The organism is Chloroflexota bacterium (assembly GCA_018648225.1).
In the GTDB taxonomy this organism is placed as follows: domain Bacteria; phylum Chloroflexota; class Anaerolineae; order Anaerolineales; family UBA11858; genus NIOZ-UU35.
Map to the genome: position 1 here is coordinate 1 of JABGRQ010000026.1, position 14,701 is coordinate 14,701.

15 protein-coding genes are annotated in these 14,701 nt (G+C 49.8%); 13 read left to right on the plus strand and 2 right to left on the minus strand.

The genetic code is table 11. The features are described from left to right. The 11 genes from HN413_00780 to HN413_00830 all read left to right on the plus strand — a co-directional run. Window positions 1-1,587 (plus strand): hypothetical protein (locus tag HN413_00780; protein MBT3388924.1); only part of this gene is annotated, 1,587 nt, incomplete at its 5' end. Beyond that, window positions 1,584-3,134 (plus strand): hypothetical protein, encoded by a 1,551-nt coding sequence (locus HN413_00785; GenBank protein MBT3388925.1) that lies wholly within the window; start codon window positions 1,584-1,586, stop codon window positions 3,132-3,134. The genes HN413_00780 and HN413_00785, both read left to right, overlap by 4 nt. Before the next feature lie 9 nt (window positions 3,135-3,143). After that, window positions 3,144-4,658, plus strand: coding sequence for a hypothetical protein (locus tag HN413_00790; GenBank protein MBT3388926.1), 1,515 nt, complete (start codon window positions 3,144-3,146; stop codon window positions 4,656-4,658). Window positions 4,659-4,741: 83 nt separating this feature from the next. Beyond that, window positions 4,742-5,458 (plus strand): response regulator transcription factor, encoded by a 717-nt coding sequence (locus HN413_00795; GenBank protein MBT3388927.1) that lies wholly within the window; start codon window positions 4,742-4,744, stop codon window positions 5,456-5,458. A 3-nt stretch (window positions 5,459-5,461) separates the two neighbouring features. Next, a complete protein-coding gene (locus tag HN413_00800) occupies window positions 5,462-6,532 on the plus strand; it encodes a sensor histidine kinase (protein MBT3388928.1) in 1,071 nt (356 codons plus the stop codon). Between the two features lie 102 nt (window positions 6,533-6,634). Next, window positions 6,635-6,781 carry a Flp family type IVb pilin gene (locus HN413_00805; protein MBT3388929.1) on the plus strand — a complete coding sequence of 49 codons (147 nt, stop codon included), beginning with the start codon at window positions 6,635-6,637 and terminating at the stop codon, window positions 6,779-6,781. A gap of 268 nt (window positions 6,782-7,049) precedes the next feature. After that, the gene (locus HN413_00810) at window positions 7,050-8,123 is read left to right on the plus strand and encodes a hypothetical protein (GenBank protein MBT3388930.1); all 1,074 of its coding nucleotides are present in this window, start codon (window positions 7,050-7,052) and stop codon (window positions 8,121-8,123) included. A 64-nt stretch (window positions 8,124-8,187) separates the two neighbouring features. Further along, window positions 8,188-9,417, plus strand: a complete 1,230-nt coding sequence (locus tag HN413_00815; GenBank protein MBT3388931.1) for a response regulator — start codon at window positions 8,188-8,190, stop codon at window positions 9,415-9,417. A gap of 61 nt (window positions 9,418-9,478) precedes the next feature. Beyond that, a complete protein-coding gene (locus HN413_00820; protein MBT3388932.1) occupies window positions 9,479-10,879 on the plus strand; it encodes a CpaF family protein in 1,401 nt (466 codons plus the stop codon). 34 nt (window positions 10,880-10,913) lie between these two features. Further along, a complete protein-coding gene (locus HN413_00825; protein MBT3388933.1) occupies window positions 10,914-11,870 on the plus strand; it encodes a secretion system protein in 957 nt (318 codons plus the stop codon). A gap of 138 nt (window positions 11,871-12,008) precedes the next feature. Further along, entirely contained in the window at window positions 12,009-12,911 is a 903-nt protein-coding gene (locus HN413_00830; GenBank protein MBT3388934.1) for a type II secretion system F family protein, read from the plus strand. Here the strand turns inward: HN413_00830 and HN413_00835 are convergent. Beyond that, window positions 12,908-13,249 carry a hypothetical protein gene (locus HN413_00835; GenBank protein MBT3388935.1) on the minus strand — a complete coding sequence of 114 codons (342 nt, stop codon included), beginning with the start codon at window positions 13,247-13,249 and terminating at the stop codon, window positions 12,908-12,910. The genes HN413_00830 and HN413_00835 overlap by 4 nt on opposite strands. Here HN413_00835 and HN413_00840 point away from each other — a divergent pair. Together HN413_00840 and raiA are read left to right on the plus strand one after the other, a co-directional pair. Beyond that, the gene (locus HN413_00840) at window positions 13,225-13,653 is read left to right on the plus strand and encodes a ComF family protein (GenBank protein MBT3388936.1); all 429 of its coding nucleotides are present in this window, start codon (window positions 13,225-13,227) and stop codon (window positions 13,651-13,653) included. The genes HN413_00835 and HN413_00840 overlap by 25 nt on opposite strands. A 41-nt stretch (window positions 13,654-13,694) precedes the next feature. Continuing rightward, complete coding sequence (gene raiA / locus HN413_00845) at window positions 13,695-14,279, plus strand: ribosome-associated translation inhibitor RaiA (protein ID MBT3388937.1); 585 nt, start codon at window positions 13,695-13,697, stop codon at window positions 14,277-14,279. Window positions 14,280-14,384: 105 nt separating this feature from the next. On the opposite strand, the gene HN413_00850 is transcribed toward raiA, so the two are convergent. Further along, window positions 14,385-14,588 carry a hypothetical protein gene (locus HN413_00850; GenBank protein ID MBT3388938.1) on the minus strand — a complete coding sequence of 68 codons (204 nt, stop codon included), beginning with the start codon at window positions 14,586-14,588 and terminating at the stop codon, window positions 14,385-14,387. Window positions 14,589-14,701 lie beyond the last annotated feature (113 nt).

Here is a 14,701-nt window from a genome sequence, read left to right on the forward strand (position 1 = left end):
GATTCCGACCAAGTGAGCCGGGTTTTGGCCGTGGGGGTGGGTGTGCTCTTGCTGGCGACGTTCATCGTGGCGTTGGCCCCTCCGTTGAAATTTGACACCCTGGTATACCATTTGGCTTTCCCGCGCGCCTACTTGGATGCAGGCCGCGTGATCTATTTACCCGAATCCATGCTCTGGGGGATGCCGCAGCTCGCGGAAATGTTGTTTACCTGGGCCATGTTGCTGGCTGGCGCTGAATCGGCTATGGCCTTGGGCTGGTGCTTCGGGGTTTTGGCATTAGCGGGTACATGGGGATATATTGCCCCGCGCTTTGGTGAGCGATCAGCCTGGGTAGCTGTAGCGGCCCTGCTGGCAGGGTATTCCAGTGCAACTTCGCTGGCCTGGGGTTATGTGGGCTGGCTGATGGTCTTGCTGGGGCTGGCTTTCCTGGTGATATTAGCAGATTGGCGTTCTACAGATGATTCTCGCGCGCTGGTAATGGCCGGGATTTTTGCCGGTTTGTCGCTGGGTGCCAAATATACTGCCGGGGTATTGGTGCTGATTGGACTGGGTGTGATTGCCTGGACCGCACGCAAAACACCCCCCCGGCGCTGGATACTCAATATTTTACTTTTTGGGGGCGTGGCGAGTTTGGTTTCTGCGCCCTGGTGGATCAAAAATGCCCTGGCAACAGGCAATCCGGTTTATCCATTTTTCTTCCAATCCGGTGCGATGAATGCCTTCCGGCTGACATTGCAGCAGAATCAACCCCCGTGGGGAAACTGGCAAGATTTAATCTTTCTCCCGGTGCGGGCAACCTGGACCGGAGCCGAAGGCGCGCCGGGATATAGCGCCTCCATTGGCCCCTTGTTGCTGGCGTTTGGCGCACTGGCCTGGATTGGATATAAAGCGCGTTCGCAAGATCAGCGAAATACTCTCGGCGTTGCCGCGCTGGTGGCTGTGCTGGGATTGGCGCTCTGGGCGGTTGCGGCGCGCCTCTCCGGGCTGCTGATTCAAACCCGTATGTACTGGTCGCTCTTCCCGGCTTTCGCTTTTCTGACCGCGGCAGGATTTGACGCTGTTGGGCGGTTACGGTTTCCACAGGTGCGCACGGGGCGGATTGCGGGTGTTTTCGTCGCGCTGGTCTTGTGGTTGAATGTTTTTCAGGTGGGAGTTTCGACAATTAAAATGGATGCCCTCTCGGTGGTGCTGGGAATTCTGGAGCGGGACGATTATCGTTTGAATAACCTGGCCGGCTATGCCTGGGCTGTGGATTCAGTTGCTGAACTGCCTGCCGAGGCGCGCGTGCTCATGCTTTGGGAGCCGCGCAGTTTCGCCTGTCTGCCGCAATGCATTCCCGATGAAACACTAGATCGCTGGCATCTTGATCGGGCTGCCTACGAAAATTCAACAGCAATTGCGCAATCGTGGCGCGCGGCAGGGTATTCGCATGTTTTGTACTTTCGCCTGGGCGCAGATTTTACACGCGCGTCAGATGAACGTTACCAACCCGAAGATTGGCTTGTCCTCGATCAATTGCTCGCCGGTATTCCGGTGGTGGAGCATTTTGGCGAGGGTTACACCCTGTACTCGTTGGAGTTGCCATGAGTAAACGGGTGTTCGTTTTTCTTTTCCTGCTGGGGGTGGCGGGGATTGGATGGGTGGGCAGTTTTCAATCTGCGCCGGGCTATATGGATGCTGAATATTATTTTGCCACGGGCAGAGAACTGGCTCAGGGAAAAGGCTTCAATGAACCCTTTTTATGGAATTACCTCGATGATCCCCAAGGATTGCCGCACCCCTCCCATGCCTATTGGCTGCCACTCACTTCACTTCTGGCCGCCGCCGGGATGAAACTGGGCGGATCGGTGGCTTTCCATGTCGCTCAACTTGGCTTTATTCTGTGCGCGGGCGGGTTGCCTGTGCTAACCGCCGCGCTTGCCTACTCGTTGACGCGCAAAAAAAATACGGCCCTCCTGGCTGGCATCCTGGCGATTTTTTCGTTTTTCTACCTGCCATTTTTGCCAACGACAGACACATTTGCAGTATATATGCTCTTAGGTGGCGCGATTATATATATGCCCGCAAAAATTGAGTCTCTATTACCGCGCGCCGTTATTTTGGGTCTGCTCGCCGGGCTGATGTATCTCAGCCGTGCCGATGGCCTGCTCTGGCTGCTGATCGCTCTGTGGATGCTAAACAGCGATCTGACAACCGGGAGGGTGCGCTATTCGATGGCGCTATTGGTTGCATTTTCGCTCCCCGCGCTGCCGTGGATGCTGCGCAATGTTGCCATTTGGGGCACCCCGTTCTCGCCGGGCGGGGCTGTGGCGTTGTGGTTTACCAACTACGATCAGCTATTTGCTTTCCCGGCTTCGCAAATTGATTTCTCGCATTGGTTGAAAAGTGGATTCGCCGCTATCGTGAACGCGCGCCTTTGGGCGCTGGGGCAAAATTTGCAAACCGCGCTGGCCGTACAGGGAGAAATTTTCTTGACTCCTTTAATTGTGTTGGGAGCCTGGCGGCTGCGGCGTCAGCGCCCGGTGCAGATCGGGATCGCGGCCTGGGGGTTGACTCTGATAGCGATGACGTTTGTCTTTCCCTACGCAGGCGCGCGCGGCGGCTTCTTCCATTCGGGTGCCGCGCTACAAACCCTGTTTTGGGCATTGGCGGCAGTGGGCCTGGATGTGTTCCTGGAATGGGGTGCGCGCGTGCGGCGTTGGTCCCCGCGGGGTTCGCGGATCGTATTCTCCAGCGCTATCATTGGATTCGCGGCTCTGCTTTCTGTGTATCTGGTGGGGGGGCGGGTACTGGGTTGGGGGGCTGGCGGCCAACCCTGGGGTGCAGGCCAGATTGCCTATGCCGATCTGGAGGATCAACTTCATCGTCTCGCTATCCCTGCTGAGGCCATCATTCTGGTCAATAATCCGCCCGGATTTTATCTGGTCAGCCAGCGTCCCTCGATTGTCATCCCCGATGGGGATGTGGATATATTGCTGGCCGTCGCCCGACGCTACGGAGCGCAAATTGTTTTGCTCGAAGCAAATCACCCGCAAGGCTTGCAGGAATTATTTGAAAATCCAATTGCGTATAGTCAGGTTGCATTGTTGTGGAGCGATGGCGAGAGCCATATTTTGCGGATTATAAATGAGTAAGGATTCTTTATGACACAAAATCCATCAGCTGCGATCCCCGGCGAGGCTCATTGGCGTTGGCTAGTTTTCGCGGCCCTGGCAGCCTTCTCGATGGGGGTATATTTGCTGGTGAGCGCACAACGCTATGGCCCAGGCTTTCCACTGGATGATGCCTGGATTCATCAAACCTATGCTCGAAATTTGGCGCTTTATGGCGAATGGTCGTTTGTGCCCGGGCAGCCTTCTGCCGGGTCAACCGGGCCGTTGTGGGCGGGCTTGCTGTCGCTTGGACATATTCTGGGGCTGGGGCCTTATGTGGCAGCCTATTATCTCGGTTGGCTTTCTTTACTGGCCCTGGGTGTGTTTGGCGCAGCCGCGTTTGAAAGGCTTGCTCCATCACGCCGGAAATGGGGATTTTGGGCGGGAGCGTTATTGATGTTCGAGTGGCATTTGGTTTGGGCCGCGGCTTCGGGGATGGAGACGGCCTTTTTTGCGGTGTTTTCGCTGGCTGTATTTTTGGCGTTGCTGGTGGCGGTGCCGCGCGCACAAACTGGCAGGTTGTATTGGTTTGGCCTGGGTGCGCTGGTAGGCCTGAGTGTTTGGGTTCGCCCGGATGGTCTGACGCTGCTGGGACCGGTCATTTTTTCTCTTGCGTTGCGCGGCGCGGCCAGTGATAAAAAAATGTCTCAGGTATTGGTCTTGCTGGCGGGGTTTGCGCTACTGTTTGTCCCTTATCTGCTGTTTAATCAATCGACCGCGGGGGCGTTTTGGCCGAACACGTTTTACGCCAAACAGGCTGAATATGCAGTCTTGCGCGAGAATCCTTTTCTCGTGCGTTGGTTAAAAGAAGCCGCCATTCCGTTGCTGGGAGTTGGGGTGGTGTTGCTGCCCGGTTTTCTCTATGCATTTTTCGTTGGGGTGCGTACTCGCCGCTGGCCGGTTGTCGCCGCGGGTCTGTGGGTGTTAGGGTATCTTGGTCTCTATGCCTGGCGCTTGCCGGTGTTGTTTCAATATGGCCGCTATGTGATGCCAGTAATTCCGATATTTTTATTATTGGGATTTGATGGGTTGGCGCGGCTGGTTCATTTGCACTCGAAACGCATGGCAATTCGGGTAGTCAGCCGCGCCTGGTTGCTGATTGTTTTTGTGGTCGCGCTGAGCTTCTGGGTGATGGGGGCGCGCATCTACGCCCGCGATGTGGAAATTATTGAAAGCGAAATGGTAGCAACCGCGCATTGGGTGGCCGAGAATACAGCACCAAATGCTTTAATTGCCGCCCATGATATTGGCGCGCTGGGCTACTTTTCAGGCCGTCCAATTGTCGATTTAGCTGGACTCATCTCCCCGGATGTGATTCCCTTTATTCGCGATGAGGCGCGGCTTGAAGCGTATCTCACCGAGCAAGGCGTGGATGCGCTGGTCACCTTTCCGGGTTGGTACCCCGCCCTGAGCGCTCGCGCCCCCCTCAGTTTCACGACCGACGCGCCCCTCTCCATCGAACTGAATTACGAGAATATGGCTGTTTATGAGTGGAATCACCCGTAATTTTTATTGCTTGTCTAGTACTCCTGTGCTATACTGGCGGTACTATTGAGGTGAATTGCTAGTTAGAAAAGTAGGGTTTTTTTATGGATAAGCTAAAGGTAATCATTGTTGATGACCACCCACTTTTTCGTCAGGGCGTGGTAGATACGATTTCGCTGGAAAGCGATTTTGAAATCGTAGGTGAGGCCTCTGATGGGGATGACGCTCTGGCTTTAGTGCGGGAAATACGCCCCCATGTCGTTGTATTGGATGTCAATTTGCCAGGTCAGAATGGCCTCCAGGTGACGCGCGCAATCAAAACCGGGGGTTTGCCGACGCGAGTTGTATTAGTGACCGCCTACAATGATGCTGAACAGATCATCCACGCCGTACGAAGTGGCGCATCTGCATTTTGCCCGAAGCATATTCGCCCCGAGGAACTCGTGGAAGTTGTGCGCCATGTGGCAAAAGGGAAGTATGTAATTAATGGCACTGTGCTTGGCGAGCGCGAACTTCAAAGTTGGGTCGAGCGGCACGTAGTAGATACGGTTGGCCCATATCGTGATGCTGCCGAGCCGCTGCATCCTCTTTCTAATCGCGAGATGGAAGTGCTTTCGTATGTTACCCAGGGGATGAGCAATAAAGAAATTGCCATGCTGCTCGAAATCAGCTATCAGACAGTGAAAAATCATGTTACTTCGATTTTGCGCAAACTAAACGTAGATGACCGCACTCAGGCAGCCGTTTATGCCTTGCGTCGTGGCTGGTTCCGCTTGTACGAACCCGATGAAGATATTCCCGGCCTTCTCTCCCAGGAGTAAGTTATGGTTTTTAAAGGACAATCACCAGTAACGGCAAATCCGTGGGATACGTTGCTAGACGAGTTGCAGCAAGAAGTGGACGATACCCGGCGGGCGCTTACTGATATTGATGTTAAGTTACAGCAAAGCCAGGCAGAAATGAGCCGTATGGCCGAACGCAATACACTGGTGACATCTAAATTGCAAAAAGTGCGCGGCACCGCAGATGCATTATTGCCACTTGAAGTGCGACAGGCTTATGATGAGTCGTTAGAAGCGCAACAGCGCATCTTTTTGATGCGCGGCCAGATTGAGAAATTAAATAGTGATAAGAAAAATCTGGAAAACCTGGCCCACTCACTGGGGCGGGTGACGCAGTTGTTGGCTGATGGTGTGCTTCCGCAAACAGGACCAGGGAAAGAAACCTTTAGTATGGTAGAGGCAATTATTCAGGCGCAAGAGGCCGAGCGGCAGCGTTTGTCGCGTCAAATGCATGATGGACCTGCGCAGGCGCTTTCCAATTTTATTCTACAATCTGAAATTGCTCTGCGTTTATTTGATATTGATGCGGATCGAGCACGAGATGAACTGGCTGCCTTGAAGATGGCGGCTACGTCGGCATTTCAGCAAGTGCGTAATTTTGTGTTTGAATTACGCCCAATGATGCTGGACGATTTAGGGCTGATACCTACCCTAAAACGATATGTTGAGGCGTTCAAAGAACAATCCGAAATACAGGTTTCCTTGATTGTTTCTGGCGTTGAGCGCAGGCTTGAATCGTATATTGAGGTCATTGTATTTCGTTCTGTGCAAGATCTGCTCGGATTTTCGCATCGACAAGGGCAAGCCAGCGAGATAAAAGTGTCTATTGCGCTTGGTGAAAACAATGTAAAAGTGTCGATTGAAGATAATGGCAAAGGGTGGGGAGATGATGGCGCTCTACTCAGTGGTGGCTTGTCGATCAAATCGATCAAGGATCGCGTGGAAATGCTGGGGGGATTTATGGACTTTGAAAGCACGCCGGGCCGCGGTGGCTATGTAGTTTTCCAAATTCCAGTCAGCGCATCCAACCAGGCAGTGTTTACAGAATTGTAAGGATAAGTCCAACCTATTGTATTATCCTGAATTTTTGCTTATAATCTGAGCAACTTATTTTTATTTAGTGCTGGAATCTAAATTGAAAGGAGGATTACAACCATGTTATTCGCACCGAAAGAAAAAGGCCAAGGTCTGGTAGAGTATGCGTTAATTCTTGTATTAGTAGCCGTTGTTGTGATTGTTATTCTTGCTCTGCTCGGCCCGGCGATTGGCAACGTGTTCAGCAATATCATTGCCAATATCTAGTTTTCCGAACTTGATGTACGACAAATGAAAATAAGGTCCTGCGTTGGGCAGGGCCTTATTTTGTTTTAGGACTGCCGGAGATTTGGGATTGCAGGGTAGCAATAATTTTAAATATCAGGTAGACTATATATGTAAATCTTTTGCTCCCACACATCTGGAGCGTACATTGATGATAGCATCAGTCAATAAACTTTAGCCAACGAATCGGGAGGCTATCATGCGTCGAGGACGAGTTTTCTTTTATCTGGCTGCCATCGTATTATTGGGCTTGATCGCAGCATTTGTGGTGTTTCAACGAATGTCGCAATCGGGTTCGGCTGATGTGGCAAATATGCCGGAGCCAACACCAATTATCGATTTGGTGCCAGTTGTAGTTGTCACCCAGCCCACACCTCGTGGAACCGTGTTGGATGAAACAATCTTGGGTTTGGTAGATATGCCCCGAGATATTGTTTTTGAAGGCATGTTTTCGGATATGGCCTTGGTGGTTGGCCGGCAGGCAAAGTTTGATTTGGATTCAGGCCTTCCGCTGACGGCGAGTATGCTGGTGGATACAGCCGATCAGTTGTCAGCTACGGGGTCTCTTGCTGCATTACGAATTCCTCGCGGCAAAGTAGCCATTACCATCCGGGTTGAAACCGAGGAAGATTTTATTTCCTACGCGCCGCGTCCAGGCGACCATGTGGCGGTAATTGCTACAATGCAGATGCTGGACCTTGATAGCGAATATCAGACAGCGTTGCCGAATCGTGTTGGTGCTGTTGAGGGTCCTTATATCAATCTTGAGACTGGTGAAAGCAAAATTACAATCAGGGTAGTTGGCGATGAGTCTTCTGGGGTTTTGGGGCGGACAGAATTAGACCCGATATTGAATGAACTAGTATATATTGTTCCCTCTGAGGATCAGCGTGCCCGCCTGGTTAGCCAGACTATTCTACATGATGTTGAAGTGTTACAGGTGGGTCGCTTCCAGTTGCTGGAAGAAGAACTTGCTGAAAAGGAAGCCGGTGCACAAGCTGTGCAGCAAGGTGAGGTTCCGGTTGAAGAGCCTTATGTTGCGCAGGACGGCACTGAACAACAGCAGCCTGTGATTCCAATGCCTCAGGTGATCACATTGATTGTGAATCCGCAAGATGCAGTTGCGCTGAATTATTTGCGTAATGCGGGTGCACAACTGACATTGGTGTTGCGTTCTTCGGGCGATGATAGTGTTTTTAGCACAGAAGCTGCAACGATGCAGTTTTTATTGGATGTTTATAATATTCCTGCCCCGGCAAAATTGCCTTATGCGATTGAACCTCTTGGGGAAGCGCCGCAAACCGAAGAGTTTGTTAATCCGTAGTAGCACAATCTCTAGCTGCTGATTTTCATATACTTGGAAGATCGAAATCATTCTGGAGCAATGCATGAGTGCTGAAGCCACAATTCGAGTTGTCATTGTTGATGATGTGCGCGAGACTCGTGAAAATATCCGAAAACTACTTCAATTTGAAAGTGATATTGAGGTTGTTGGAACTGCAACAACCGGACGTGAAGGTATCCAGTTAGTTAGGGATGTTACTGCTGACGTAGTTTTGATGGACATAAATATGCCAGATATGGATGGCATAACAGCTACAGAGGCTATCCGAAAAGAATTGCCTCATATACAGGTTGTAATGTTGTCGGTTCAGGGGGATCCAAATTATATGCGCCGCGCGATGTTGGCTGGGGCGCGTGATTTCTTAACGAAACCGCCAATGGTCGATGAGTTGATTTCGGCTATTCGGCGGGCGGGCGAAATGGCGCATGAAGAGTATCGCAAATCAAAAGAGCGCTATCCTGCAGATAGTAGTTCGGGGCCAGCTCGCGGCGACTATGCTCATGCCGCTACTTCGTATGGGAAGGTGATTGTTGTATATAGCCCAAAGGGTGGTGTTGGCGTAACTATGGTTGCCACGAATCTGGCTGTCACGCTGCACAATCCCGAAACCCCTGTGGTTTTGGTTGATGGTAATATGCAGTTCGGGGATGCTACAGTAGTCTTAAACGAACGTGGCAAAAACAGCGTTGTCGACTTGGCCCCTCGAGCGGATGAACTTGATGTTGATGTAGTCGAAGATGTGTTGATTACGCACCGCTCTACAGGGATGAAGATTTTGGCAGCACCACTGCGACCAGAATATGCTGAAAATGTGAATGGCGATCACTTCGCCAAGATATTGGCACAGTTGCGGCGCCAATATTCTTATGTAATTGTTGATGCGCAATCCTATCTTTCTGATGTAATTCTGAGCGCTTTTGACGCCAGTTCATTGGTTATTCTCTTGGCTACTCAGGATATTCCAGCGATTAATAATGCCCGCTTATTTTTAGATTTATCCGAGGTTGTAGGGTTGGAACGCGACCGAATTATATTTATCCTCAATAAGTACGATAAGCGCATCTCGATAACCCCGGAAGCTATCGGTGATAATTTGCGGCAACCTGTAGCACTTGCCCTCCCTCTAGATCAGCGGGTCGTGGTGCCATCCGTAAATCGGGGTGTTCCATTCATTCTAAATGACAAAAAACGTCCAATCTCTCGTTCTATTTTAGATCTTGCAGAAATGGTTCGTCTTAAGTTGGCAGAAATTGAAGCCGCCCACGACGAATAAATACGCTAGCGCTGCATTAGATATTTTTTGAAAGCGCTCTTCATTTACCAGGATTGTAACTATGTCTTTATTGCGACGAATTGAAAAAGGTCAAACAGGACAATCGGGTCAAGGGGAAGGCTCGGGTGGGCAAGGGCGTATCAAATCGCTGCAATCTCGGCGTATCGCTCCCCCCGAGGGGGATGCCCAGCGCGATGCGTACTACGACTTAAAATCTCGTGTTCAAAATCGGTTGCTATCAGAGTTAGACCCCGCCACTGATATTACCCAGGTTGCTGTGGTACGGGGGACAATTCGGGATTTATTTGAACAGGTGTTGACAGAGGAAAATATTGTTCTTTCTCGTCAGGAGAAGCATCGTCTGTTCGAACAGATTGCAGCAGAGATATTGGGCTTTGGCCCCCTTCAGATGCTCTTGGAAGATGATGAGATCACTGAAATTATGGTCAACGGCCCCAAGAATATTTATATTGAGAAGCGCGGTAAATTGACGCGCGTGCCGATGTCCTTTGAGAGCGACGAACACGTAATGCGTATCATCGAACGCATTGTTGCTCCATTGGGTCGTCGTATCGACGAATCCAGCCCCTATGTGGATGCTCGTTTGCCAGATGGATCACGTGTCAACGCAGTTATCCCGCCGATCTCGCTCGTTGGGCCCGTACTGACAATCCGTAAATTTTCCAGGAACCCGATTACCATTGAGCAGCTTGTAAAATTTGGCAGCGTCACGCCGGAATCGCTCCAATTTATGAAAGCTTGTGTTGAAGCCCGTCTAAATGTCATTATCTCAGGCGGTACGGGCTCAGGCAAGACTACGCTGCTAAATATTCTCTCTCAATTTATCCCTTCCGATGAGCGTATTCTCACTATTGAGAACGCGGCCGAGCTGCAATTGCGTCAGGAGCATGTAGTAACCCTGGAATCGCGCCCTCCGAATATTGAAGGTACCGGAGAGATTACGATCCGCAAGTTGGTAGTGAATTCTTTGCGTATGCGCCCCGATCGTGTCATTGTGGGCGAGATCCGCGATGAAGAAGCCCTCGATATGCTTCAGGCAATGAATACAGGTCACGATGGCTCGATGACCACTGCCCACTCGAATAGTCCGCGCGATACACTGGCCCGTATTGAGACGATGGCAATGATGGCGGGAATGGAACTTCCCATACGAGCAATTCGCGAACAGATTGCTTCCGCGATTGATGTTGTTGTTCATCAGGAACGTTTGCGGGATGGCACTCGTAAAGTTGTTAATGTTACTGAGATTAGTGGCATGGAGGGGGATGTCATTACAATGACAGATATTTTTGTTTTTGAGCAGCGCGGCATTGAAGATGGTAAAGTGATCGGTGAGTTACGGCCAACGGGCTTGCGTCCGAAGGCAATTAGCCAAATCGAAGCCGCTGGAATACATTTGCCGCCATCCATCTTTGGCGTGGGTGGCCGCCGAGGTTATTAGTGCTGTCGGTTGAGTTGATCGGAGATAATTTGTTATGACAATGTTGTTGATTGGTGGCGGTGCATTAGTTTTGATCTTACTGGTTGTTGGGATTGTGATCACCCTGTCCAGTGAGCAATCGATTATCGAAGAGCGCCTGATCAACTATATTGAAGATGATTCTGCTTTGGATATAGCGGGCGAACAATCATCCGCGTTGACAGATTGGGTCAATGTGCGTGTTGAGGGGACTTCATGGGGTGGCGGGGTAGCACGAAACTTGGCACAGGCTGATCTCAAACTGAAACCAGGTGAGTACTTTGCTCTAATTATTATCGCGATGATAGGTGTGGGTTTTGTAACCTGGTTTTTCGGAGGGCGCGAAATTATTTCAGGGCTGATTGGTGTAGTGATTGGTTTTTTTCTGCCCCGCTTTTACGTCAACCGCCAGAGAAACCAACGTTTGCAGAAATTTAATGATCAATTGCCAGATATGCTCAGTTTGATGGTCAATGGCCTGAGAGCTGGCTTTTCTACGGCCCAGGCCATGGAGGCTGTTAGCCGCGAATTGCCATCTCCTCTGTCAGATGAATTTCGTAGGGTCGTGCAAGAAATGCAGTTAGGCATATCGATGGAACAGGCTTTAGATAATCAACTCCGGCGCATTCCATCAGAAGATCTGGATCTTATTGTTACCGCAGTAAATGTTCAGCGTGAGGTTGGCGGCAATCTGGCAGAAATATTGGACACGATTGCCCATACAATTCGTGAGCGTATTCGTATCAAAGGCGAAATTCGTGTTTTGACCGCACAGGTAATGTATTCGGGAAGATTTCTGGCGATGTTGCCGCTTATTTTAACGAGCATCATCTGGCTTGGAAATCGCGAATATGTTATGTCTGTCTTTCAGCCTAGCACAATGATGTGTGGTTACGGCATTTTCTGCGCCGCGGCTGCCCTGGTTACTACCGGCTATTTTGTAATGACGCGCATAGCAAAAATCGAAGTCTAAATAACGCAATGCTGATTAATGATTTTCCGATTAGTTATTTTCGTTTCTCATAAGATGAAATTAGTGAGCGTTCTCTAAAAGAGTAAATCCATGGACATAATGGTAATTATCATTCTGGTTGGCATAGTTTTGGTGGGAATGATCGTTCTGGTTGTTGTGGGCCTGCGAGAACGAGAGGGACGTGAAGACCCACTTCAGGAGCGATTAAGCGAATTTGTTAATCGCGGGGAATTGGCATCTCTTGAAGAAATTGAGATGTCACAGTCGCTAACAGATCGTGTTTTTATTCCCATGGCGCGCCGTTTTGGAGAGGTCGCATTGCGGTTTACCCCTCAAAATGCGCTGGATGAGACTGCCCGGAAAATTGAATTGGCTGGAAACCCGCGTGGCCTGGAGCCAACGACCTATTGGGCTTCCCGCTTTGGTTTGGCTGTGCTTATTACTGGATTCTTATTCTTCATCTTCTCAATAGGATCAATTGATTGGACATGGGGGCGCAAGTTACTCATTGTTGGGGTTTTTACACTGCTGGGTTTTTATGTCCCTCAATTGATGTTGAACAGCCGTATCAATCGTCGGCAAGATGATGTGCGCAAAGCTTTACCAGACGCATTAGATCTCTTGACAATCTGTGTAGAAGCGGGACTTGGCTTTGATGGTGCTATGGCAAAAGTTACTGAGAAGTGGGAAAACGAGTTGTCGCTTGCTTTCAGCCGAGTGCTGCGTGAAATCCAGTTGGGAAAATTGCGCCGAGAAGCATTGCGTGATATGGCAGACCGCATTGATATTTCAGAGATGACATCTTTTGTAGCAGCCATTGTTCAAAGTGAACAATTAGGTGTCAGCATGGCGCGAGTTTTGCGCATTCAGGCTGATCAGATGCGCATCAGGCGCCGTCAACGAGCAGAAGAAAAAGCGCAGCAAGCTCCCATTAAAATGTTATTTCCAATGGGGGTGTTGATTTTTCCATCTTTGTTGATCATTCTGTTAGGACCTGCGGCGGTTCAATTGCTCACTTCGGCAATGGGAGGAATGTTTTAGGTTGTAGTCTTCAGGGGTATTGGAGCCATTGATGCGTTATAGTTGGTATCGATTGGTTTGGTCAGCATTAGATTGGTTATTTCCACCGACATGCGGAGGATGTGGGCAGCCGGGAGCGCGGTGGTGTGAGATTTGCCATCAGAATGTAAAATTAATTTCTTCGCCATGTCGTTTGTGTGGGCAAACCATAGAACTGGGGGAACTTTGTAGTCGTTGTGAGACTCAGCCTCCCAGCCTGTGCGCAATCCGATCATGGGCGGAATTTGATGGCCCAATTCGTCAGGCTTGGCATCGGGTAAAATACCGGCGCGATATGGCGTTGGCTGATGCTTTAGCACACCCATTAAGCCAGATGGTTCGGGCGTTAGCCTGGCCAATTGATCTGATAATTCCCGTACCATTGAGTAATAAGCGGATGCGGGAACGTGGCTATAACCAGGCAGATTTGCTGGCAAAACCCCTGGCCTGGGACTTGCAGATAGACCATTCCTCAAAAGTTTTGTTACGTGATCGGGATACTCGGTCGCAAGTTGGTCTGACGCGCGTGCAGCGTCGTGATAACGTACAAAATGCTTTTCAAGCATTGCCAGAACGAGTTTTTGGTAAAAAAATTCTATTGGTGGATGATGTTGCCACGAGCGGCTCAACGCTGAATGCCTGTGCAGATGCATTGTTGCAAGGTGGCGCAAATGCCGTTTATGGCTTAACATTGGCTCGTGCGGTATTGTCGTCGAAGCCATGAAATATTGTTACCACAATACAAAACTATAGAACTGGAGGTATATGATGACACTGGAAGTCAATTTATATGCACGTGACCTGAAAATGACAGATCGCTTGGAAGAGTACGTTGATAAAAAAATCTCAAAGTTAGATCGCTATATTACAAATATCTATGAAGCTCGGGTTGATTTGGCCTATGTCAAATCGGCCAGGGACGCTGGGGATCGCTACGTGGCCCAGATTACCATTCGCGGCAAAGGATTTATTTTACGGGCCGAGGAGCGTGCCGATGATATCGTCACCGCCTTTGATATGGCATTGCCGAAAATCCAGCGCCGTATCAAGCGCTATAAAGGCAAGCACTATCAGCAGCGCACAGAGAGTTTTCCCGTGGTGGATGAGATCCTACTTGGCTCCGATATGGAATTGCATGACGATGAGGCTCTGGGGTTGGAAGGCCCGGAAATCGTGCGCCGTAAACATTTTATGGTTACGCCCATGGATGAGACCGAAGCCGTTGAACAAATGGAACTTCTGGGACACGAAAACTTTTTCATATTTATGAATGCGAATTCAGGGCAAATTAATGTGCTTTATCGTCGCCGTGATGGCAAGTATGGCATCATCGAGCCTGAAATTGCTTGATAAAAAGCCGTATAAATCAAAAGCGGAGAGCCAAGCTCTCCGCTTTTTTGCTAAGACTTTAGGCATGCATTTTGCGCGGCGAAAACCTTGATCAATAAATTTCGATTATGCCTCAATAATTTTGCAGGTGGCATGAAGATAATAAAAATCGTTATTCGCTGGAATCAACTCGAATATTTCACGCACCTCCAAAAGGAGTCCGCCTACGTCAATCGTATCGCCTGCCACTGGCTGATAATTCAAGTTTACAATCCCGCCTGGATGTTCGACATCCTGAATAATATAACTGATCTTATATGTTGCCATCATAATTTTACCGTTTCCCACTAACCAAATTGCGGTGCCGGAGCTTAAATGAAAGGTCAGCGGCTATGTTGCCCATTACCACGTAACCAATATTTTTGTTTTCTTCACAAAGAGCT